The sequence below is a fragment of the Streptomyces sp. NPDC057445 genome (genome assembly GCF_042802855.1).
Classification (GTDB): domain Bacteria; phylum Actinomycetota; class Actinomycetes; order Streptomycetales; family Streptomycetaceae; genus Streptomyces.
Genome location: NZ_JBHVDH010000002.1, coordinates 460,901 through 483,096 on the forward strand (window position 1 = coordinate 460,901; position 22,196 = coordinate 483,096).

A 22,196-nucleotide genomic window follows, 5' to 3' on the forward strand; every position below is an offset into this window, starting at 1 on the left:
GATCTAGGCCGGACCGCGGCGGGCAGGCCATGGTTGCGGCAATCCCCCGTACGGAGCAGAGGGCGGACAGGGGGAGGGGGAGTGTCCCCACCGGGAAACCTCGGTGAACTCGGGATTCCGGACATCGGATAGCCTCTGCCGAATGCCGCCGCCCGGATGCCGGGCCGAGCCGCCGTACACACCCGTCTGTCAGCGCCAAGGAGTGAGTCCGTCTGTCGACCGCCATCCTCACCGGCCCGCCGGCACCCGGATCGCCGCTCGAAGGCGATCTCCGGTCGCTGGGCTTCGACGTCCGCGTCGCCTCGGGTGCCGAGGAGACCGCCGCGCTGCTTGCCACGGTCCCCGCTGCCCAGCGTGTCGCCGTGGTGGACCCGGACTTCGTCGGCCATGTTCATGCTCTTCGTCTGGGCCTGACGGACCCGCGCTTCGCGGCGTCCGCGGTTCCGGGCGCGGTGACGGCCCAGCCTGAAGCGCGGCCGGCTCTGCTCAGCGCGCTGCGCGCGGCGGCCGTATCCGGCTCCACCGGATCGGGGGCCCCCGTCGGCGCCCCCGCCCCCGCCCCCGCCCCCGCCCCCGAGGCTGCGGGCGAAGAGAGCGGCCGTGCGGCCGTGGCGGGCGGAAGCCCGGGGAGCGACACCGTGACCACCGGTGCCGAGTCCTCCGACGCGACGACGACCGGGGCCCGGGCAGGAAACCACGACTCGCCCAAGGCCACGACCGCGAGCGCCGTCACCCCGGACGCCGCCCCGGCCGCAGGGCACCCCGGGAGGGGCAGCGCCGTACTCGCCGACCGTGTCGCCGACGCCCTCGACGCAGAAGGCTTCCCACCGCACCGACCCGAGCTCGGTTCGCTCGTGGCGACCGTGCCGCGGGATGCCCAGGCGCGGAACGAGGCCCGGCAGGCCGTCGCCGCCGTGGACGAAGAGGCCGTACGTCTGCGCTCGGCCGTGAAGGCCCGCGACGGGTTCTTCACCACGTTCTTCATCAGCCCGTACTCGCGCTACATCGCCCGCTGGTGCGCGCGCCGCGGACTGACCCCCAACCAGGTCACCACCGCCTCGCTGATCACCGCGCTGATCGCGGCCGGTGCCGCCGCCACCGGCACCCGCGGAGGCTTCGTCGCCGCGGGCGTGCTGCTCCTCTTCTCCTTCGTCCTGGACTGCACCGACGGGCAGCTGGCCCGTTACTCCCTGCAGTACTCGACGATGGGCGCCTGGCTCGACGCCACCTTCGACCGGGCCAAGGAGTACGCGTACTACGCGGGCCTCGCCCTGGGCGCCGCACGCGGCGGTGACGACGTATGGGCACTGGCCCTCGGGGCGATGGTGCTGCAGACCTGCCGGCATGTCGTGGACTTCTCGTTCAACGAGGCGAACCACGACGCGACCGCCAACACGAGCCCCACAGCCGCCCTGTCCGACAAGCTCGACAGCGTGGGCTGGACGGTCTGGCTGCGCCGCATGATCGTCCTCCCGATCGGCGAGCGATGGGCCATGATCGCCGTGCTGACGGCCGTGTCCACGCCCCGCGTCGTCTTCTACGCCCTGCTAGTCGGCTGCGCCTTCGCCGCGACCTACACCACGGCGGGCCGGGTCCTGCGCTCGCTCACCCGCAAGGCGCGGCGGACCGACCGCGCGGCGAGGGCCCTCGCGGATCTCGCCGACTCCGGCCCGCTCGCCGAGGGCTTCGCCGGCGCCTTCGCCAAGGCCGCCCGCCGGCTGCCCGGCTTCGCGCCCCTCACGGTGGCCGTCACCGGCGGCGCCGCCGTGGTGTGTGCCGCGGCCTTCTCGGACCACGGCAGCTGGTGGCCGGTGGCCGCAGCCGCGCTGTACGCCGCCACCTCCGGCTTCGCCGTCGCGCGCCCTCTCAAAGGCGCCCTCGACTGGCTCGTCCCCCCGGTCTTCCGGGCCTGCGAGTACGGCGTGATCCTGCTCCTCGCCGCCCGCTCCGAGGTGAACGGGGCCCTTCCCGCGGCTTTCGGCCTGGTGGCCGCGGTCGCCTACCATCACTACGACACGGTGTACCGCATCCGCGGCGGCACCGGTGCGCCGCCTGCCTGGCTGGTGCGGACGATCGGCGGGCATGAAGGCCGCACGCTGGCGGTGGCGGTCCTGGCCGCGGTCCTGGTGTCGAGCGGTACCGCTTTCACCGTCGCGCTCACCGTCCTCGCGGTGGCCGTGGCGCTGGTGGTGCTCGTGGAGTCCATCCGCTTCTGGGTCTCCGCCGGAGCACCCGCCGTACATGACGAAGGAGAACCCGCATGATCGGCCTCGTACTGGCAGCCGGTGCCGGACGGCGTCTGCGTCCCTACACCGACACGCTTCCGAAGGCCCTCGTGCCCGTTGACGGGGACCTGTCGGTCCTCGACCTCACGCTGAAGAACTTCCAGGAGATCGGTCTCACCGAGGTCGCCGTCGTCGTCGGTTACCGCAAGGAAGCCGTGTACGCGCGCAAGGACGAGCTCGAGGCCACGTACGGCCTGAAGCTCACCCTCATCGACAACGACAAGGCCGAGGAGTGGAACAACGCCTACTCCCTCTGGTGCGCCCGTGACGTCCTCAAGCAGGGCGTGATCCTCGCCAACGGCGACACCGTGCACCCGGTCTCCGTCGAGCACACCCTCCTCGCGGCCCGGGGCAACGGCCAGAAGATCATCCTCGCCCTCGACACGGTGAAGCAGCTGGCCGACGAGGAGATGAAGGTGATCACCGCCGACGGCCAGGGCGTACAGAAGATCACCAAGCTGATGGACCCGGCCTCCGCCACCGGCGAGTACATCGGGGTCACCCTCATCGAGCCCGAGGCGGCCGAGGAGCTTGCGGACGCACTGAAGGCCACCTTCGAGCGCGACCCGGACCTCTACTACGAGGACGGCTACCAGGAGCTCGTGAACCGTGGCTTCCGGATCGACGTGGCGCCGATCGGTGACGTCAAGTGGGTCGAGATCGACAACCACGACGACCTCGCGAAGGGCCGTGAGATCGCGTGCCAGTACTGACACGACTCATCCCGTCACCCGTTGTCGTCGACATCCGGCCCGGGGCCCTCGACGACCTGGCCGGCCTCCTCGCCGACCAGCGGATCTCCAGCTCCGGCCGGCTTGCCTTCGCGATAAGCGGCGGTTCCGGCCAGGCGCTGCGTGAGCGGCTGGCCCCGGTCCTGCCCGGGGCCGACTGGTACGAGGTCGCGGACGGCACCATCGACTCGGCGGTCAGGCTCGCCGACGAGATCAAGGGCAAGCGGTACGACGCGGTCGTCGGCCTCGGCGGCGGCAAGATCATCGACGTCACCAAGTACGCCGCGGCCCGTCTCGGCCTGCCCATGGTGGCGGTCGCCACGAACCTCGCGCACGACGGGCTCTGCTCCCCGGTCGCCACGCTCGACAACGACAACGGCCGGGGGTCCTACGGGGTCCCCACGCCGATCGCGGTGGTCATCGACCTTGATGTCATCCGTGAGGCCCCGGTCCGGTTCGTCCGGGCCGGGATCGGCGACGCGATCTCCAACATCTCCGCCATCGCCGACTGGGAGCTGTCGCACCGGATCACCGGTGAGCCGGTCGACGGTCTTGCCGCCGCCATGGCCCGCACCGCCGGCGAGTCCGTCCTGCGCCACCCCGGTGGCGTCGGCGACGACGGCTTCCTCACGGTGCTGGCCGAGGGACTGGTCCTGACCGGCATCTCCATGTCGATCAGCGGCGACACCCGGCCCTCGTCGGGCGCCTGCCACGAGATCAGTCACGCCTTCGACCTGCTCTTCCCCAAGCGCTGTGCGCTCCACGGCGAGCAGGTCGGAATGGGCGCAGCCTTCGCGATGCATCTGCGCGGCGCCCACGAGGAGTCCCGGCTCTTCGCCGAGGTGCTCGGCAAGCACGGACTGCCGGTGCTGCCCGAGGAGATCGGGTTCTCCGTCGACGAGTTCGTCACGGCCGTGGAGTACGCACCGCAGACCCGCCCCGGGCGCTTCACCATCATCGAGCACCTCGACCTGTCCACCGACCAGATCAGGGACGCGTACGCCGACTATGCCAAGACCATCCGTAGCTGAGCTCCGTCCGGTCGTTCACCCGGCCGGTGTCAAGGACCGGCGCAGTGGCGAGCACTGGGGCGGCCGCCTGTACATGCGCGAGATCTCCCTGCGCATCACCCGCGTCCTGGTCGGCACCAAGGTCACGCCGAACCAGCTGACCTACCTGATGACCCTGGCCGGTGTGCTGGCGCTGCCGGCCCTGCTGGTGCCGGGCATCTGGGGAGCCGTCCTCGGCGTGGTGATGGTCCAGCTCTATCTGCTGCTGGACTGCGTGGACGGGGAGGTCGCCCGCTGGAAGAAGCAGTACTCCCTCTCCGGCGTGTACCTGGACCGCGTCGGCGCCTATCTGTGCGACGCGGCGGTCCTGGTCGGCTTCGGCCTGCGCGCCGCGGACCCGTGGGGCGGCGGGCAGATCGACTGGCTGTGGGCCTTCCTCGGCACCCTCGCGGCGCTCGGCGCGATCCTGATCAAGGCCGAGACCGACCTGGTCGGCGTGGCCCGCCACCAGGCCGGGATGGAGCCGGTCAAGGACGCGGCGGCCGAGCCCCGCTCGTCCGGTATGGCGCTCGCCCGCCGGGCCGCCGCCGCGCTGAAGTTCCACCGGCTGGTCCTCGGTATCGAGGCGTCCCTGCTCATCCTGGTGCTGGCGATCCTCGACCAGGTCCGGGGCGACCTGTTCTTCACCCGCCTCGGTGTCGCGGTGCTGGCCGGGATCGCGCTGCTCCAGACGGTGCTGCACCTGGTGTCGGTCCTCGTCTCCAGCAGGCTGAGGTGAGCGCCATGAAGCTCGGTGCCGTCATCATCACCATGGGCAACCGCCCCGACGATCTGCGTGCCCTCATCGACTCGGTCGCCAAGCAGGACGGCGACCCGGTCGAGGTGGTCGTCGTCGGCAACGGTGCCCCGGTGACCGACGTCCCGGAGGGCGTACGCACGATCGACCTGCCGGAGAACCTGGGCATCCCGGGCGGGCGCAACGCCGGGATCGAGGCCTTCGGTCCCTCGGGGACCGACGTGGACGCCCTGCTGTTCCTCGACGACGACGGTCTGCTGCCGAACAGCGACACCGCGGAACTGGTGCGCCGGGCGTTCGACGAGGACCCGAGCCTCGGGATCGTCAGCTTCCGGATCGCCGACCCGGAGACCGGGGCCACCCAACGCCGGCACGTTCCGCGGCTGCGCGCCTCTGACCCGATGCGGTCGTCCCGGGTGACGACCTTCCTGGGCGGCGCCAACGCGGTCCGCACGAAGGTCATCGCCCAGGTCGGCGGGCTTCCGGACGAGTTCTTCTACGCCCATGAGGAGACGGATTTCGCCTGGCGTGCGCTGGACGCGGGCTGGATGATCGACTACCGCTCCGACATGGTGCTGTTCCACCCGACGACGCCGCCGTCGCGCCATGCGGTCTACCACCGCATGGTGGCGCGCAACCGGGTCTGGCTGGCCCGGCGGAATCTGCCCGCTCCACTGGTGCCGGTGTACCTGGGAGTATGGATTGCGCTGACGCTTCTCAGGCGGCCGTCCGTCCCGGCGCTCAAGGCGTGGTTCGGCGGCTTCCGGGAGGGCTGGACGACTCCGTGCGGGCCGCGCCGTCCCATCAGGTGGCGTACCGTGTGGCGCCTGACCCGGCTGGGCCGACCACCTGTCGTCTGACGGGCCGGGATCTGAGAGCATCGGGCGTATTCCGGGACCCGGCCGCCACCTGGCGCCCACCTGCCGCGCATCTTGAACACGAAAGTTTCAACTTGTGAGTGACACAACCCATGACGGCGCGATCGCGACACGCGTTACGCCGTCTCCCGACGACGGTCTGACGCCGGCGGAGCTCGCCGCCAAGTACGGCCTCTCGGTGAGCGGTGCCCGACCGGGACTCCTCGAGTACGTCAGGCAGCTCTGGGGCCGTCGGCACTTCATCCTGGCCTTCTCCCAGGCGAAGCTCACGGCTCAGTACAGCCAGGCCAAGCTCGGCCAGCTGTGGCAGGTGGCGACGCCCCTGCTGAACGCTCTCGTGTACTACCTGATCTTCGGCCTCATCCTCGGCGCCGGACGCGGGATGTCCAAGGACGTGTACATCCCGTTCCTGGTGACGGGCGTGTTCGTCTTCACGTTCACACAGACGTCGGTGATGGCGGGTGTCCGGTCGATCGCCGGCAACCTGGGACTGGTCCGGGCGCTGCACTTCCCGCGCGCCTCGCTGCCCATCTCGTTCGCGCTGCAGCAGCTCCAGCAGCTGCTGTTCTCGATGCTCGTGCTCGTGCTCATCGTGATCGCGTTCGGCAGCTACCCGTCTTTGAGCTGGCTGCTGGTGGTGCCGGCGCTCGCGCTGCAGTTCGTGTTCAACGTCGGCCTCGCGCTGATCATGGCCCGGATGGGCAGCAAGACCCCCGACCTCGCCCAGCTGATGCCGTTCATCATGCGCACCTGGCTGTACGGCTCGGGTGTCATGTTCTCCATCAAGGTGATGCTCGAGGACAAGCCGGCCTGGATCGCCGACATCCTGTTGTACAACCCGGCGGCGATCTACATGGACCTGATCCGCTTCGCGCTGATCAACGACTACGACTCGTCGAACCTGCCCTCGCACGTCTGGTTCGCGGGACTGATCTGGGCCGTGCTGGTGGGCATCGCCGGGTTTGTTTACTTCTGGAAGGCGGAGGAGCGGTACGGCCGTGGCTGACCTGCACAAAGACCCGAGTGACGCCCGCATCCCCACCGTCATCGCGGACGACGTCCACATCGTCTACCGCGTGAACGGCGGAGGCGGCGGCCGGGGCACCGCGACCGCTGCCCTGAGCCGGATCCTGCGGCGGGACCGCGGCGAGTCCCGTGGCATCCGCAAGGTGCACGCCGTGCGCGGCGTCTCCTTCACCGCGTACCGCGGCGAGGCCATCGGCCTCATCGGCACGAACGGCTCCGGCAAGTCGACCCTGCTGCGGGCCATCGCGGGCCTGCTGCCCACCGAGAGCGGCCGGGTCTACACCGACGGTCAGCCCTCCCTCCTCGGCGTCAACGCCGCGCTGATGGGAGATCTGACCGGAGAGCGGAACGTCATACTCGGCGGTCTGGCCATGGGCATGTCGCGCGACGAGATCCGCGAGCGCTACCAGAGCATCGTCGACTTCTCCGGGATCAACGAGAAGGGCGACTTCATCACGCTGCCGATGCGCACGTACTCCTCGGGTATGGGGGCCCGGCTCCGCTTCGCGATCGCCGCGGCCAAGGACCACGACGTGCTGATGATCGACGAGGCGCTGGCCACCGGTGACCGCAAGTTCCAGATCCGCTCCGAGGCGCGCATCCGCGAGCTGCGCAAGGAGGCCGGCACGGTCTTCCTGGTCAGCCACAGCAACTCGTCGATCAGGGACACCTGCGACCGCGTCCTGTGGCTGGAGAAGGGCGAGCTGCTGATGGACGGCCCCACCGACGAGGTCATCAAGGCGTACGAGAAGGAGACCGGGAAGTAGTCCCCCTGCGCCACACGGAGAGGGCCCCCGCCGGATCGCTCCGGCGGGGGCCCTTCCGGGTCCGACGGCAGGTGTCCGCCCTGCCGCGATCCCGGCGTGCCGGGGCGGCCGGGACTCGGGGAGGGGAGCGGCTGCACGGGCGAGGGTCAAGCTCCGGTCCACGTCTCGTCAAGCGGCCGTCAAGTCCTGTGTCCCCTGGGAAGGTTGGTCGCGGATCGCGTTGTTCTCGTAATACCCGCAACACCCCGGCACGGTCCCGGGCGTTGTACAACGTAAGCTGTACCGGTGCTGATTCACGGCAAGTGGGGCGATACCCCCTGGGTTTCCCGACCCGCCGGGGTGGTCCTCCACTCGGAAAGTCCGGCGGCGTGTCCGAAATAGGATGTATTGGGTCGGCAGTGTAGAACGGGAGATGTGACGGCAATGACGGAAAATCTCCAGCTCCGCGTGTGCAGAGCCGTCCCCGCGCCGGGCAGACCGCAGTGACGGGAACCCGGCAGGTGCGCCCCGAAGCCTCCATGCGCACCACACTCGACAAAGCCGCCGACGAGAACTTTCCGGTAGCCCCCTTCTTCCTGCCGCGCGCCTGGCGCGACGACCTGATGGCCGTGTACGGCTATGCCCGCCTCGTCGACGACATCGGCGACGGCGACCTCGCGCCGGGCGGCGGCGACGCCCGCCACCTCGGGCTCGACCCCGCATCGGCCGAGGACCGGCTCCTGATGCTCGACGCCTTCGAGGCCGACCTCCGGCGTGTCTTCTCCGACGGGGGCGGCGACACGCCGCGTCATCCGCTGCTGCGCGCCCTGGTGCCGGCCGTGCGCCGCCACTCGCTCACCCCCGAGCCGTTCCTCGGCCTCATCGAGGCCAATCGCCAGGACCAGCTCGTCGCCCGTTACGAGACCTACGACGACCTCGTCGCGTACTGCGAACTCTCCGCCAATCCCGTCGGGCGCCTCGTCCTCGGCGTCACCGGAGCCACCAGCCCCGAGCGCGTACGCCTCTCCGACCTGATCTGCACCGCACTGCAGATCATCGAGCACCTCCAGGACGTCCCGGAGGACCTCGCCCGTGAGCGGGTCTATCTCCCTGCAGAGGACATGAAGCGGTTCCATGTCACCGAGGCCGACCTGGCGGCACCGACAGGGGGCGCGTCGGTGCGCGCCCTGGTCGCGTTCGAGGCCGAACGCGCCCGGCTGCTGCTGGATGAAGGCGCCCCTCTCGTGGGTAGCGTCCACGGCAGGCTCAGAATGCTGCTCGCCGGATTCGTGGCCGGGGGACGCGCCGCTCTCGACGCGATCGCGGCCGCCGGACACGACGTACTCCCCGGGCCGCCCAGACCCACCAAGCCGAGACTGATGCGCGAAGTGGGAGCTGTCTTGCGCAGAGCCCGTAGAGAGGGGTGAGCCGGAGCATGGAGGGACAGACCCACATGTCCGCGCCGGTCCAGGCGGCCTACAGCTACTGCGAGACCGTCACGGGACAGCAGGCACGCAACTTCGCCTACGGAATCCGGCTGCTGCCCGCGGACAAGCGCCAGGCCATGTCCGCGCTCTACGCCTTCTCGCGACGCGTCGACGACATCGGTGACGGCGCTCTCACCGAGGCCACCAAGCAGGACCGGCTCGAAGCCACCCGTGAGCTCCTCGGCAGGATCCGCGACGACGAGGTCGACGAGGACGACACCGACCCCGTCGCGGTGGCACTGGCCGACGCGGCGCGCCGCTTCCCGATCCCGCTCGGCGGCCTCGACGAACTCATCGACGGTGTCCTCATGGACGTCCACGGCGAGACGTACGAGACCTGGGACGACCTCAAGGTCTACTGCCGGTGTGTCGCGGGAGCCATCGGTCGGCTCTCACTCGGCGTGTTCGGCACCCTGCCCGGCGCGCGGGGCGCCGACCGTGCCCCGGAGTACGCGGACACACTGGGCCTCGCCCTCCAGCTCACCAACATCCTGCGCGACGTCCGCGAGGACGCGGCCGGCGGCCGCACGTACCTGCCCGGCGACGACCTCGCCAAGTTCGGCTGTTCCGCGGGCTTCCACCGTGCGGCCCCGCCCACCGGCGCCGACTTCACCGGCCTCGTCCACTACGAAGTACGGCGCGCCCGGGGGCTGTTCGCGGAGGGCTACCGGCTGCTGCCGATGCTCGACCGGCGCAGCGGTGCCTGCGTCGCCGCCATGGCGGGGATCTACCGGCGCCTCCTCGACCGTATCGAGCGGGACCCCGGGGCCGTACTGCGCGGCCGGGTCTCGCTGCCCGGCAGGGAGAAGGCGTTCGTCGCCGTGCGTGGCCTCTCCGGGCTCGACGCCCGGAACGTCTCCCGGGGGACCGTCAGGAGGCGTGTCTGATGCGCCGTCCCGCCCCCGTCCCGGACTCCCGTGACCGATGCGCAACCCTCCGCGACGCCGCTGCGTCCCTGACTACTGCGATGCGCGCGCCGGTAAGCGCTCAGGCGCGCCGCGCGCCGACGTCGGGGAGGGCTCATGACGACACATGACGGCATGACGTCGCAGCAGCACGCGGTCGTGGTCGGCGGCGGACTCGCCGGTGTCACCGCCGCACTCCGGCTCGCCGACGCGGGCCTGCGCGTCACTCTCGTCGAGAACCGCCCGCGGCTCGGCGGTCTCGCCTTCTCCTTCCGGCGCGGCGAGCTCACCGTCGACAACGGCCAGCACGTGTATCTGCGCTGCTGCACCGCCTACCGCTGGTTCCTCGAGCGTGTCGACGGCGCCCGTCTGGCCCCGCTGCAGGACCGGCTCGACGTACCCGTTCTCGATGTCGCGGACCCCCGAAGGCCGCGACTCGGACGGCTGCGCCGCACCGCCCTGCCCGTACCGCTGCACCTCGTGAGCAGCCTGGCGACGTATCCGCACCTCTCGCTGGCCGAGCGGGCCGCCGTCGGGCGCGCCGCGCTCGCGCTCAAGGGACTCGACCCCGCCGACCCCGCACTCGACGGGATCGACTTCGCCACCTGGCTGGGACGCCACGGTCAGTCGCGGCGCGCCGTCGAAGCCCTCTGGGACCTCGTCGGAGTCGCCACGCTCAACGCCACCGCGGCCAATGCCTCCATGGCCCTGGCGGCGATGGTCTTCAAGACCGGACTGCTCTCGGAACCCGGCGCCGCCGACATCGGCTGGTCCCATGTGCCGCTCGGCGACCTCCACGACACGCTGGCCCGCAAGGCCCTCGACTCCGCCGGAGTCCGCACCGAACTGCGCACCCGCGTCAGTGCCGTCACCCGTACGGACGACGGCCGCTGGAACGTCACAGCAGGCGCGGAACGGCTGGACGCGGACGCGGTCGTCCTCGCCGTACCGCAGCGCGAGACCCATGCCCTGCTGCCCGAGGGCGCGCTCGAGGACCCGGACCGGCTGCTCGACATCGGCACCGCGCCGATCCTCAACCTCCATGTGATCTACGACCGCACGGTGCTGCGCCGGCCGTTCTTCGCCGCGCTCGGCACACCGGTGCAGTGGGTCTTCGACCGCACCCGGGCCTCCGGGCTCGCCGAAGGCCAGTACCTGGCCGTGTCCCAGTCGGCCGCCGAGGACGAGATCGACACCCCCGTGGCCACCCTGCGCGAGCGCTACCTCCCCGAACTCGAGCGGCTGTTGCCCGCCGCGTACGGTGCTGAGGTACGGGATTTCTTCGTGACCCGGGAGCGCACCGCCACGTTCGCCCCCACCCCCGGCGTCGGCAGGCTCCGGCCCGCCGCACGCACCCGTGCACCCGGCCTGTACCTGGCCGGATCGTGGACCGCCACAGGCTGGCCCGCGACCATGGAGGGCGCGGTGCGCAGCGGTTTCAATGCCGCCGACGCCGCGCTCGCCGCCCTCGGCCGCCCCCATGAACATCCGCTCAAGGAGACGGCATGAGACCGAGCACCGGAACCAGAGGAGAGAAAGTGCCGACTGCGCCTTCGGCGAACCCGGCTGTCGACACCGCGGACGTCACCGCGCTGCTCGAGCGCGGACGGACCATGTCCACCCCGGTGCTGCGCGCTGCCGTGGACCGGCTCGCGCCGCCCATGGACACCGTCGCCGCCTACCACTTCGGCTGGATCGACGCCCACGGCCGCCCCGCGGACGGTGACGGTGGCAAGGCCGTACGCCCGGCGCTGGCCCTGCTCTCCGCCGAGGCGGCCGGAGCCGCTCCCGAAGTCGGCATCCCCGGCGCCGTCGCGGTCGAGCTGGTGCACAACTTCTCCCTGCTCCACGACGACCTGATGGACGGTGACGAGCAGCGCCGCCACCGCGACACGGTGTGGAAGGTGCACGGCCCCGCCCAGGCGATCCTCGTCGGTGACGCCCTCTTCGCCCTGGCCAACGAGATCCTGCTGGAACTCGGCACGGTCGAGGCCGGACGGGCGACGCGACGGCTCACCACCGCCACGCGAAAGCTCATCGACGGACAGGCACAGGACATCTCCTTCGAGCATCGCGAGCGGGTCGCCGTCGAGGAGTGCCTCGAGATGGAGGGCAACAAGACCGGCGCGCTGCTCGCCTGCGCCGTGTCCATCGGTGCCGTGCTCGGCGGCGCCGACGACCGCACCGCCGACACGCTGGAGGCGTACGGCTACCACCTGGGCCTCGCCTTCCAGGCCGTGGACGACCTGCTCGGCATCTGGGGCGACCCGGAGGCGACGGGCAAGCAGACCTGGAGCGATCTGCGCCAGCGCAAGAAGTCCCTCCCCGTCGTCGCCGCGCTCGCCGCCGGCGGTCCGGCCTCTGAGCGTCTCGCCGAACTCCTCGCCGCCGACGCCAAGAGCAATGACTTCGACAGCTTCTCCGAGGAGGAGTTCGCCACCAGGGCCGCCCTGATCGAAGAGGCGGGCGGCCGTGAGTGGACCGCCCAAGAGGCCCGCAGGCAGCACGGGACAGCGGTCGGCGCGCTGGACCGTATCGACATGCCCGGCCGGGTCCGCGCGCAGCTCGTGGCGCTCGCCGACTTCGTCGTCGTGCGCAAGAGATGAGCACGGTCGCCCTCAGCGATGATCACGCGAAAGAGATGATCACGATCAGCCGCATATGAGTTCGCAGTCGCCGGCCGGTGCCACTTCCGGCACCGGCCGACGGCAGACCCGCAGTAGCAGATGTCCGACTGCACGAAGGGGAAGCCATGACAGCGACGACCGACGGAAGCACAGGGGCACCGGGGCCCCGCGCAGCCGCGGCCAGCGAATCGACCGACACACCTCCCGCCCCCACCACGACAGGGCTGGACGCCCTGTCGGCCGCAGAACGGGCGGCGCAGCGTTCCGTCGAGCACCTGCTCGCCCGCCAGGACACCGAGGGCTGGTGGAAGGGCGACCTCGAGACCAACGTCACCATGGACGCAGAAGACCTGCTGCTCCGTCAGTTCCTCGGCATCCAGGACGAGAAGACCACCGGTGCCGCCGCTCTCTTCATCCGCGGCGAGCAGCGCGAGGACGGCACCTGGGCCACCTTCCACGGCGGCCCCGGGGAGCTCTCCACCACCGTCGAGGCGTATGTCGCCCTGCGTCTCGCGGGCGACCGGCCCGAGGACCCGCACATGGCCCTCGCCTCTGCCTGGATCCGCAAGCAGGGCGGCATCGCCGCGAGCCGCGTCTTCACACGCATCTGGCTCGCGCTCTTCGGCTGGTGGAAGTGGGACGACCTGCCCGAGCTGCCGCCCGAACTCATCTGTCTGCCCTCATGGTTCCCCCTCAACATCTACGACTTCGGCTGCTGGGCGCGGCAGACCATCGTGCCGCTCACGATCGTCTCCGCGAAGCGGCCCGTACGCCCGGCGCCCTTCCCGCTCGACGAGCTGCACACCGACCGCCATCATCCGAATCCGCCCAAGCCGCTCGCGCCCGCGGCCAGTTGGGACGGTCTGTTCCAGCGCCTCGACAAGGTGCTGCACGGCTATCACCGGGTCGCCCTGCGCCCGCTGCGCCGTGCGGCGATGAACACGGCGGCACACTGGATCATCGAACGGCAGGAGAACGACGGCTGCTGGGGCGGTATCCAGCCGCCCGCCGTGTACTCGCTGATCGCCCTGCACCTGCTCGGGTACGACCTGCGGCATCCGGTCATGCGTGCGGGTCTCGACTCGCTCGACCGCTTCGCCGTATGGCGCGAGGACGGCTCCAGGATGATCGAGGCCTGTCAGTCACCGGTCTGGGACACCTGCCTCGCCACCATCGCGCTCGCCGACGCGGGCCTGCCGGCCGACCACTCGGCGATGGTGAGGGCCGCCGACTGGATGCTCGCAGAAGAGATCGTCAGGCCCGGCGACTGGGCCGTACGCAGGCCCCGGCTCGCCCCCGGCGGCTGGGCGTTCGAGTTCCACAACGACAACTACCCCGACATCGACGACACCGCGGAGGTGGTCCTCGCGCTGCGCCGGGTCAAGCACCCGGACCCCTCGCGCATCGACGCCGCGGTCGCACGGGCAGGCAACTGGACTCTGGGGATGCAGTCGAGGAACGGTGCCTGGGCGGCCTTCGACGCCGACAACACCAGCCGGTTCCCCAACCGGCTGCCGTTCTGCGACTTCGGCGAGGTCATCGACCCGCCGTCCGCCGACGTCACCGCGCATGTCGTGGAGATGCTCGCCCATGAGGGCCGGGCCCATCATCCCCGGACCCGGGCGGGCATCGAGTGGCTGCTCGCCGAACAGGAGTCCAACGGCGCCTGGTTCGGGCGCTGGGGTGTCAACTACCTCTACGGCACGGGCTCCGTGGTGCCCGCCCTGGCCGCTGCCGGGCTGCCCACCTCGCATCCCGCGATCCGGCGTGCCGTCCACTGGCTCGAATCCGTCCAGAACGACGACGGCGGCTGGGGCGAGGACCTGCGCTCCTACCGAGACCCGACCACCGCCGGCCAGGGAGTCTCCACCGCGTCACAGACCGCCTGGGCGCTGCTGGCCCTGCTGGCGGCGGGGGAGCGGGAGGGAAAGGCGGTCGAGCGGGGCATCTGCTTCCTTGCCGAGACACAGGCCCCGGACGGCTCCTGGGACGAGCCGTACTTCACCGGTACAGGCTTCCCGTGGGACTTCTCCATCAATTACCACCTCTACCGGCAGGTCTTTCCGCTCACCGCGCTCGGCCGCTATGTGCACGGGGAGCCGCTCGGCCGCCGGAACGGGGGCTGAATGGACGATTCCACGGAGCCGTCCGGCTCCACAGTTCCGCCGCTGCTGATCGCCTGCGCGCTCGGCATCGAGCGGTTCGCCCTGCGCGGCGCCGGAGGCCGGCGCGGCGGAGCGCCGGGCCCGGTGACCGTCCTGCGAACGGGCATGGGTCCGAACAACGCACAGCGCGCCCTCGCGCGGGCGCTCGGTGACGAGCGGCAGCGCGGCGCGGCGGTCGTCGCGGCGGGTTTCTGCGCCGGACTCGCTTCCGGAATGCACCCCGGTGACCTGGTGGTCGCGGACGAGACCCGTGGCCCCTGGGGCGTCACGCCCTGCACCGGCACCGAGCTGCTCATGAAGGAGCTGGCCCGCGCCGTGCCCGGCCGCACCGTGCATCACGGGCCGCTCACCGCCTCCGGCCATGTCGTGCGCGGCAAGGAGCGGGCCGAACTCGCCGCCATGGGAGCCATCGCGGTGGACATGGAGTCCGCCGCCACGCTGCACAGCGCTCTGAGCGCCGGAGCACGCCCGGTTGCGGCCGTCCGGGTGGTCGTGGACGCTCCTGAGCACGAACTGGTCCGTATCGGCACGATGCGCGGTGGAATATCTGCCTTCCGTGTCCTGCGTGCCGCCCTTCCGGCTTTCTATGAATGGCACCGTTCTTTGCTGCTCCCCAGGAGGTGAGCTAGATGGCCATGCCGCTCCGTCAGACCATCAGGGTCGGGACCTACCTTTTTGAACAGAAGCTCCGCAGGCGTGAGAAGTTTCCGCTGATCGTGGAGCTGGAGCCGTTGTTCGCGTGCAATCTGAAGTGCGAGGGCTGCGGAAAGATCCAGCACCCGGCCGGAATCCTCAAGCAGCGCATGCCTGTCGCACAGGCGGTGGGTGCTGTTCTCGAATCCGGGGCCCCGATGGTCTCCATTGCGGGCGGCGAGCCGTTGATGCACCCTCAGATCGACGAGATCGTGCGCCAATTGGTGGCCCGGAAGAAATACGTCTTCCTCTGCACGAACGCCATGCTGCTGCGGAAGAAGATGGACACCTTCACGCCGTCGCCGTTCTTCGCCTTCGCGGTCCACATCGACGGGCTGCGTGAGCGCCATGACGAGTCGGTCGCGAAGGAGGGCGTCTTCGACGAGGCGGTGGAGGCGATCAAGGAGGCCAAGAAGCGAGGCTTCAGGGTCACCACCAATTCCACGTTCTTCAACACCGACACCCCTCAGACCGTCATCGAGGTGCTGAACTACCTCAACGACGACCTCAAGGTCGACGAGATGATGATCTCGCCCGCGTACGCCTACGAGAAGGCGCCCGACCAGGAGCACTTCCTCGGTGTCGAGCAGACCCGCGAACTGTTCAGAAAGGCCTTCGCGGGCGGCAACCGGCGGCGCTGGCGGCTGAACCACTCGCCGCTCTTCCTGGACTTCCTGGAGGGGAAGGTCGACTTCCCGTGCACGGCGTGGGCGATCCCGAACTACTCGCTCTTCGGCTGGCAGCGGCCCTGCTATCTGATGAGCGACGGGTACGTGCCCACGTACAAGGAACTCGTCGAGGACACCGACTGGAGCAGCTACGGCCGGGGCAAGGACCCCCGCTGCGCCAACTGCATGGCGCACTGCGGTTACGAGCCCACGGCGGTACTCGCCACCATGGGCTCCCTGAAGGAGTCGCTGCGCGCCGCCCGGGACACGGTTTCCGGAAGCCGCTGATGAGGAGAGGTCCGGCGGGCGGAAGCACACCGCCCGCCGCCGCCGTGTGTGCAACAGATTCAGAGAGGGGCCGGGCGTGTCGATTCTGGAGAACATCAGGGGACCGCGCGATCTCAAGGCGCTGACAAGTGCGGAGCTCTGCCAACTGGCCCGGGACATCCGGGAGTTCCTCATCCATGCCGTGGCCAGAACCGGTGGCCACCTCGGACCCAATCTCGGCGTGGTGGAGCTTTCCGTCGCACTCCACCGCGTCTTCGACTCGCCTGCCGACCGGATCCTGTGGGACACCGGACACCAGAGCTATGTCCACAAGCTCCTCACCGGCCGGCAGGACTTCTCCAAACTGCGCGGCAAGGGCGGCCTCTCCGGCTATCCGTCCCGCGAGGAGTCCGAGCACGACGTCATCGAGAACTCCCATGCCTCCACCGTCCTCGGCTGGGCCGACGGACTCGCCAAGGCCCACCAGGTCCTCGGCAGCACCGACCACGTCGTCGCCGTCATCGGCGACGGCGCGCTGACCGGCGGGATGGCCTGGGAGGCACTCAACAACATCGCCGCGGCCAAGGACCGGCCGCTGATCATCGTCGTCAACGACAACGAGCGCTCGTACGCGCCGACGATAGGCGGCCTTGCCAACCATCTCGCCACGCTCCGCACCACCGACGGCTACGAGCGCTTCCTCGCCTGGGGCAGGGACGTCCTCGAGCACACACCGGTGGTCGGAAAGCCGCTCTACGAATCGCTGCACGGCGCCAAGAAGGGCTTCAAGGACGCCTTCGCCCCCCAGGGGATGTTCGAGGATCTGGGGCTGAAGTACATCGGCCCGATCGACGGCCACGACATCGCCGCCGTCGAGTCGGGGCTGCGCCGGGCCAAACGCTTCCACGGACCGGTGCTGGTGCACTGCCTCACCGAGAAGGGCCGTGGCTATCGGCCCGCGCTGGAGGACGAGGCGGACCGCTTCCACACGGTCGGCGTGATGGACCCGCTGACCTGCGAGCCGCTGGCACCGGCCGGCGGTCCGTCGTGGACCTCGGTGTTCGGGGACGAGATCGCCGCGATCGGTGCAGAACGGCCCGACGTCGTGGCGATCACCGCGGCCATGCTGCATCCCGTCGGCCTGACGAGGTTCGCCGAACGCTTCCCCGACCGGGTCTGGGACGTCGGCATCGCCGAGCAGCACGCGGCCGTCTCCGCGGCCGGGCTCGCCACCGGGGGTCTCCACCCCGTCGTCGCCGTCTACGCCACCTTCCTCAACCGCGCCTTCGACCAGCTCCTGATGGACGTCGCCCTGCACCGTTGCGCGGTGACCTTCGTCCTCGACCGGGCGGGGGTCACCGGCGTGGACGGGGCCTCCCACAACGGCATGTGGGACATGTCGGTCCTCCAGGTCGTCCCCGGGCTCAGGATCGCCGCCCCGCGCGACGCCGACCAGCTGCGGGCACAGCTGCGAGAGGCCGTGGACGTGAGTGACGCGCCGACCGTACTGCGCTTCCCCAAGGAGTCGGTGGGCGAGCCGTTTCCCGCACTGGAGCGGATCGGCGGAATGGACGTGCTCCACCGGAGCGAGCACGCCGATGTGCTGCTGGTCTCGGTCGGGGCCCTCGCGTCCGTGTGTCTGGGGACCGCCGAGCTGCTGGAGGCCCGCGGCGTGCGCTGCACCGTGGTCGACCCGCGCTGGGTCAAGCCCGTCGACGAACAGCTCGCCCCGCTCGCCGGACGGCACCGCCTCGTCGCGGTGGTCGAGGACAACAGCCGGGCGGGCGGGGTCGGCTCGGCCGTCGGACAGGCGCTCCGGGACGCCGACGTGGACGTACCGCTGCGGACGTTCGGCATCCCCGATCAGTTCCTCGCGCACGCGAAGCGCGGCGAGGTGCTGGCGGACATCGGTCTGACGCCGGTCGAGATCGCGGGCCGGATCAGTGCCGCGCTGGCGCGCCGCAAGGCGACCCGGGAGCCCGAGGAGCACGGACGATGAGCAAGGACTTCGACCTCGGGCGCCTGCTCGCCGAGCGCGGCGGCGAACGGTACGAGCTGCACACGAGACATCTCAACCACCAGCTGCCGCGCATGCTCCGCACCATCGGCTTCGACAAGGTATACGAGCGGGGCGAGGGCGCGTACTTCTGGGACGCCGACGGCAACGACCACCTCGACATGCTCGCGGGCTTCGGGGTCATGGGCCTCGGCCGGCACCACCCCGTCGTCCGCAAGGCGCTGCACGACGTCCTCGACGCCTCGCTCGCCGACCTCACCCGCTTCGACTGCCCGCCGCTGCCCGGACTCCTCGCCGAGAAGCTGCTCGCCCACAGCCCCCATCTCGACCGGGTCTTCTTCGGCAACAGCGGCACGGAAGCGGTCGAGACGGCCCTGAAGTTCGCCCGCTACGCGACCGGCAGGCCGCGGATCGTGTACTGCACGCACGCCTTCCACGGGCTGACCACAGGCTCGCTCTCGGTCAACGGCGAGGCGGGCTTCCGGGACGGCTTCGCCCCGCTGCTCCCCGACACCGCGATCGAGCTCGGGGATCTCGGCGCGCTGGAGCGGGAGCTGAAGCGGGGCGATGTGGCGGGCTTCGTGGTGGAGCCCATCCAGGGCAAGGGGGTGCACGAGGCGCCGCCCGGGTTCCTGTCCGCGGCCCAGGAGCTGCTGCACCGGCACAACGCACTGCTCATCGCCGACGAGGTGCAGACCGGCCTCGGCAGGACCGGCGACTTCTTCGCCTACCAGCACGAGGAGGGCGTGGAGCCCGACCTGGTGTGCGTCGCGAAGGCGCTCTCGGGCGGCTACGTGCCGGTGGGCGCGACCCTCGGCAAGGACTGGATCTTCAAGAAGGTCTACTCGTCGATGGACCGCGTGCTGGTGCACTCCGCGAGCTTCGGCTCGAACGCCCAGGCGATGGCTGCCGGACTCGCGGTCCTCTCGGTGATCGAGGACGAACAGATCGTCGCGAACGCACGGATCACCGGGGAACTGCTGAGGACACGGCTCGCGGCGCTCGTCGAGCGCTACGAACTGCTGCAGGACGTCCGCGGGCGCGGGCTGATGATCGGCATCGAGTTCGGCAGGCCGTCCTCCCTGAAGCTGCGCAGCCGGTGGACCGTGCTGCAGGCCGCTCGCAAGGGCCTCTTCGCGCAGATGGTGGTCGTGCCGCTGCTGCAGAAGCACCGGATCCTCACCCAGGTCTCCGGTGACCATCTGGAAGTGATCAAGCTGATCCCGCCGCTGATCATCGGCGAGGCCGAGGTCGAGCGCTTCGTCCAGGCCTTCACCGCGGTCATGGACGACGCGCACGGGGGAAGCGGCCTGATGTGGGACTTCGGCAGGACACTCGTCAAGCAGGCCGTGGCCAATCGCTGAGGCCCCTGTCCTTTGCCTCTGAGGCAAGTTACTTGCCTCAGAGGAAAGATTTTGGCCCAATAGCGGCATGAGCCTTTCTGCCGGACAGTCTTCCGGGCCGCACCGCCAGGAGCCCGCCGCGAAGGCGGTCGACGAACTGCCCGAGGTCGCGCCCCGGCTGCGTGAACTGCGCCGTCGACAGGGCCTCACCCTTGAGGCCGCGGCGCAGCGCGCCGGTCTGTCGCCTGCCCATCTCTCCCGGCTGGAGACCGGCAACCGGCAGCCGTCGCTGCCCATGCTGCTCACCCTCGCCAGGATCTACGGTACGACGGTCGGGGAGCTGCTCGGCGAGCTGCATCCGGAACGCGACGCGATCATTCGCGGCGACCGGACGGGCCACGCAGCCGCCGACGGCTGGACCTACCAGCAGGCCGGTGGCCGTGGGCGCGCCATGCAGGCCCTGCGGGTCCGGGTGCCCCACGGGGCCGGGGGCCAGGGGGACCTGGTGAGGGTCCATCCCGGCGAGGAGTGGCTGTACGTACTCGAAGGCCGGCTGCGGCTCGGCCTGGGCGAGACAGTGCACGAACTCGAACCCGGGGACAGCGCCCACTTCGACTCGCTGACGCCGCACCGTATCGCCGCGGTCGCACCGGGTGGGGTCGAGCTGCTCTTCGTCCACACCCTGCTGCAGAGCCCCGACCCGCACGCCCACCCGCACGCTTGAGGAGACTGGCCATGCCGAAGAAGCCGTCATCGAAGAACGACGCGAACCAGGAGCAGACGTTTCCCGTCGGACTGATCGTCCGGCTGTTCGCCTATCTGGTCGCGGGCCACCTGTTCGCGGCCTTCCTCTACCTGCTGTTCACCGTCGGAGGCAGCTGACCGGCGGCTGCGGGGCTCAGACCGAGCCGTCCAGCAGCCGCTCGCGCAGCCGCTCGCGTGTCTCGGACGAGACGCCGAGTCCCTCGGAGAGGTAGCGCTCGGTGCTGCCCCAGGTCTCCTCGATGGTGGCGAACGCCGCCGCGAGGTACTCGGACCGGGCGTCGAAGAGCGGGCTCAGCAGCTCCATGACCTCCGGAGACATCCCCGCGGGGGAGGAGTCGCTGCGGCGCACCTTGTAGCGCCGGTGCGGGTCGTTCGACTTCAGGTAGTCGGCCTCGATGGCATCCCGCTCCACCCCCACCGCGAGCAGCGAGATGGCGATCGAGAGACCCGCGCGGTCCTTGCCGGCCGCACAGTGCATCAGCGCCGGAACGCTGTCCTCCGCCAGCGCGTGCAGGACCCGGCTGTGCTCGGCCGTGCGGTGTTTGATCATCACCCGGTACGAGGCGGACATGCGGCCGGCCGCCTTGCCGTCGGCGAGGATCGACTTCAGCTGGTCGAGGTTGCCGTCGCGGACCATCCCCCAGAACTCCGCGCCGTCGGCGGGATCACTGAGCGGGATGTTCACGTTCCGCACCCCGGGCAGCTCGACGTCCGGGCCCTCCAGCCCGTGGTCGGCGGCATTGCGGAAGTCGAAGATCGTGTGGAGCCCGAGCGACGCGAGGAAGGCGGCGTCGCTGTCGGTGGCGTGCGCGAGGTGACCGCTGCGGAAGAGCCGGCCGTACCGCACCTGGCGCCCGTCCACCGTCGGCAGTCCGCCGACGTCCCGGAAGTTGCGCACGCCGGAGAGCTCAGGTTCGGTCGAGGGGACCTGGGGCAGCTGCTGCGTCACGGGGACTCCTCCGTGTCTGCGGTCGGCACTGCTCGCCGACAGTGGCGCGATCCTGACCATACGACATTGATTCCTCAGGCAATCATCTCGGTTCCTGCGGCTCTGGGAGCGCGGTCGGTGGGGGCGTATCCGGGTTCTGTCCGGCAGGGGAGCCGCTGTGCACGCTGCTCCGGGCTGTGGCCGCCCTTCCCTGGTCCCGTTCACGCTCTTGCGCTCGACCTCCATCACCGGCTGCGGGACGACTCCGCTGCGACCTTGCTGCTGCATCACGGAACGGACACGGAGCTCCGGGGTGATCTCGACGCGGTGGTGCCTGGCTGCGGCGACGGAATGTGTGATCGCTGCGTTCCATCCGCGAAGTTAGAGATTGTCGGCATGAGTCTCTAATGGCCCTTCTGTCCGTATTGACTGTTTTCGCATAACGCGCCCCGGTAACAAGGGAGATGGCCTCCGCGCAGTGAGCGGGATCATATTCGTGACGTTCTGTTGCCGTGTGCCGCGGTCAATTCCCCTTGTCCGTAAGGACATCGAAGATCCCGAATCCACGGAGTGTGACCGGAAATTCCGTGTTGATATCGGGCGGGCGAATGCCGACCGAATGAGGTGGCTTGTTCCCCTCGGTCCGGCTCGCTTACGGTCACCGCAATCCGGTCGGATCGCCCAATCCTGCCGCCGTCCGGAATATCGCACCCATCCACGTGTGGCAGGAGCGGGGGACCCAGGTAAGTCCGCCGGCCGGGAGTACCGGACGGCTAGGGGTGAAGTCGCGCATGCGCGGCCGGGCATCTCCAGCCCGAACCCGACAGCTCACCTCGCAGGCGCCGGAGAGGAATTCGCC

Annotated in this window: 19 protein-coding genes and 1 riboswitch; of the genes, 18 read left to right on the top strand and 1 reads right to left on the bottom strand. The window is 70.2% G+C overall.

Annotation, left to right across the window (positions count from 1 at the left end; all coding sequences use genetic code 11):
- The first annotated feature begins 365 nt into the window (after positions 1–365).
- From ACFU5O_RS06915 to ACFU5O_RS07000, 18 genes are all read left to right on the top strand, one after another.
- Entirely contained in the window at positions 366–2,264 is a 1,899-nt protein-coding gene (locus ACFU5O_RS06915; RefSeq protein ID WP_384237786.1) for a DUF5941 domain-containing protein, read from the top strand.
- The gene (locus ACFU5O_RS06920; protein ID WP_384237286.1) at positions 2,261–2,998 is read left to right on the top strand and encodes a sugar phosphate nucleotidyltransferase; all 738 of its coding nucleotides are present in this window, start codon (positions 2,261–2,263) and stop codon (positions 2,996–2,998) included. Before ACFU5O_RS06915 ends, ACFU5O_RS06920 begins: the two co-directional genes overlap by 4 nt.
- Positions 2,986–4,047: an iron-containing alcohol dehydrogenase family protein gene (locus ACFU5O_RS06925; protein WP_384237289.1), complete on the top strand. Its 1,062-nt coding sequence runs from the start codon at positions 2,986–2,988 to the stop codon at positions 4,045–4,047. The genes ACFU5O_RS06920 and ACFU5O_RS06925 overlap by 13 nt, the downstream gene beginning before the upstream one ends.
- A complete protein-coding gene (locus ACFU5O_RS06930) occupies positions 4,025–4,804 on the top strand; it encodes a CDP-alcohol phosphatidyltransferase family protein (protein ID WP_384237291.1) in 780 nt (259 codons plus the stop codon). Before ACFU5O_RS06925 ends, ACFU5O_RS06930 begins: the two co-directional genes overlap by 23 nt.
- Positions 4,805–4,809: 5 nt before the next feature.
- On the top strand, positions 4,810–5,682 hold the full coding sequence (locus ACFU5O_RS06935) for a glycosyltransferase family 2 protein (protein ID WP_384237294.1): 873 nt from the start codon (positions 4,810–4,812) through the stop codon (positions 5,680–5,682).
- Positions 5,683–5,776: 94 nt separating this feature from the next.
- Entirely contained in the window at positions 5,777–6,706 is a 930-nt protein-coding gene (locus ACFU5O_RS06940; RefSeq protein WP_384237297.1) for an ABC transporter permease, read from the top strand.
- A 1-nt stretch (position 6,707) separates the two neighbouring features.
- Positions 6,708–7,493 (top strand): ABC transporter ATP-binding protein, encoded by a 786-nt coding sequence (locus ACFU5O_RS06945; RefSeq protein WP_384237789.1) that lies wholly within the window; start codon positions 6,708–6,710, stop codon positions 7,491–7,493.
- A 518-nt stretch (positions 7,494–8,011) separates the two neighbouring features.
- Complete coding sequence (gene hpnC / locus ACFU5O_RS06950) at positions 8,012–8,899, top strand: squalene synthase HpnC (protein WP_384237300.1); 888 nt, start codon at positions 8,012–8,014, stop codon at positions 8,897–8,899.
- An 8-nt stretch (positions 8,900–8,907) separates the two neighbouring features.
- Positions 8,908–9,846, top strand: coding sequence for a presqualene diphosphate synthase HpnD (gene hpnD, locus ACFU5O_RS06955; protein WP_384237302.1), 939 nt, complete (start codon positions 8,908–8,910; stop codon positions 9,844–9,846).
- Positions 9,847–9,981: 135 nt separating this feature from the next.
- The gene (gene hpnE, locus ACFU5O_RS06960; protein WP_384237305.1) at positions 9,982–11,373 is read left to right on the top strand and encodes a hydroxysqualene dehydroxylase HpnE; all 1,392 of its coding nucleotides are present in this window, start codon (positions 9,982–9,984) and stop codon (positions 11,371–11,373) included.
- Positions 11,370–12,470, top strand: a complete 1,101-nt coding sequence (locus ACFU5O_RS06965) for a polyprenyl synthetase family protein (RefSeq protein WP_384237308.1) — start codon at positions 11,370–11,372, stop codon at positions 12,468–12,470. Before hpnE ends, ACFU5O_RS06965 begins: the two co-directional genes overlap by 4 nt.
- A gap of 146 nt (positions 12,471–12,616) precedes the next feature.
- Complete coding sequence (gene shc, locus ACFU5O_RS06970) at positions 12,617–14,617, top strand: squalene--hopene cyclase (RefSeq protein WP_384237311.1); 2,001 nt, start codon at positions 12,617–12,619, stop codon at positions 14,615–14,617.
- Positions 14,618–15,280, top strand: a complete 663-nt coding sequence (locus tag ACFU5O_RS06975) for a 1-hydroxy-2-methyl-2-butenyl 4-diphosphate reductase (protein WP_384237314.1) — start codon at positions 14,618–14,620, stop codon at positions 15,278–15,280.
- Between the two features lie 5 nt (positions 15,281–15,285).
- A complete protein-coding gene (gene hpnH / locus ACFU5O_RS06980; RefSeq protein ID WP_384237317.1) occupies positions 15,286–16,305 on the top strand; it encodes an adenosyl-hopene transferase HpnH in 1,020 nt (339 codons plus the stop codon).
- A 76-nt stretch (positions 16,306–16,381) separates the two neighbouring features.
- A complete protein-coding gene (gene dxs / locus ACFU5O_RS06985; protein WP_384237320.1) occupies positions 16,382–18,283 on the top strand; it encodes a 1-deoxy-D-xylulose-5-phosphate synthase in 1,902 nt (633 codons plus the stop codon).
- Entirely contained in the window at positions 18,280–19,665 is a 1,386-nt protein-coding gene (locus ACFU5O_RS06990; protein WP_384237323.1) for an aspartate aminotransferase family protein, read from the top strand. The genes dxs and ACFU5O_RS06990 overlap by 4 nt, the downstream gene beginning before the upstream one ends.
- A 67-nt stretch (positions 19,666–19,732) precedes the next feature.
- On the top strand, positions 19,733–20,368 hold the full coding sequence (locus ACFU5O_RS06995) for a helix-turn-helix domain-containing protein (RefSeq protein WP_384237326.1): 636 nt from the start codon (positions 19,733–19,735) through the stop codon (positions 20,366–20,368).
- 11 nt (positions 20,369–20,379) lie between these two features.
- The gene (locus tag ACFU5O_RS07000; protein ID WP_384237329.1) at positions 20,380–20,526 is read left to right on the top strand and encodes a DUF6126 family protein; all 147 of its coding nucleotides are present in this window, start codon (positions 20,380–20,382) and stop codon (positions 20,524–20,526) included.
- Between the two features lie 16 nt (positions 20,527–20,542).
- Here ACFU5O_RS07000 and ACFU5O_RS07005 read toward each other — a convergent pair whose 3' ends face one another.
- A complete protein-coding gene (locus ACFU5O_RS07005; RefSeq protein ID WP_384237332.1) occupies positions 20,543–21,358 on the bottom strand; it encodes a tyrosine-protein phosphatase in 816 nt (271 codons plus the stop codon).
- Between the two features lie 677 nt (positions 21,359–22,035).
- Positions 22,036–22,192: riboswitch (cyclic di-AMP (ydaO/yuaA leader) on the top strand.
- The last annotated feature ends 4 nt before the right edge of the window (positions 22,193–22,196 follow it).

Coding starts and splice junctions, on each gene's coding strand:
- hpnH (WP_384237317.1), top strand. CDS start 15,286: ATGGCCATGCCGCTCCGTCAGACCATCAGGGTCGGGACCTACCTTTTT.
- ACFU5O_RS06920 (WP_384237286.1), top strand. CDS start 2,261: ATGATCGGCCTCGTACTGGCAGCCGGTGCCGGACGGCGTCTGCGTCCC.
- ACFU5O_RS06930 (WP_384237291.1), top strand. CDS start 4,025: ATGCCAAGACCATCCGTAGCTGAGCTCCGTCCGGTCGTTCACCCGGCC.
- shc (WP_384237311.1), top strand. CDS start 12,617: ATGACAGCGACGACCGACGGAAGCACAGGGGCACCGGGGCCCCGCGCA.
- ACFU5O_RS06935 (WP_384237294.1), top strand. CDS start 4,810: ATGAAGCTCGGTGCCGTCATCATCACCATGGGCAACCGCCCCGACGAT.
- ACFU5O_RS06975 (WP_384237314.1), top strand. CDS start 14,618: ATGGACGATTCCACGGAGCCGTCCGGCTCCACAGTTCCGCCGCTGCTG.
- ACFU5O_RS07000 (WP_384237329.1), top strand. CDS start 20,380: ATGCCGAAGAAGCCGTCATCGAAGAACGACGCGAACCAGGAGCAGACG.
- ACFU5O_RS06990 (WP_384237323.1), top strand. CDS start 18,280: ATGAGCAAGGACTTCGACCTCGGGCGCCTGCTCGCCGAGCGCGGCGGC.
- hpnC (WP_384237300.1), top strand. CDS start 8,012: ATGCGCACCACACTCGACAAAGCCGCCGACGAGAACTTTCCGGTAGCC.
- ACFU5O_RS06965 (WP_384237308.1), top strand. CDS start 11,370: ATGAGACCGAGCACCGGAACCAGAGGAGAGAAAGTGCCGACTGCGCCT.
- hpnD (WP_384237302.1), top strand. CDS start 8,908: ATGGAGGGACAGACCCACATGTCCGCGCCGGTCCAGGCGGCCTACAGC.
- hpnE (WP_384237305.1), top strand. CDS start 9,982: ATGACGACACATGACGGCATGACGTCGCAGCAGCACGCGGTCGTGGTC.
- ACFU5O_RS06995 (WP_384237326.1), top strand. CDS start 19,733: ATGAGCCTTTCTGCCGGACAGTCTTCCGGGCCGCACCGCCAGGAGCCC.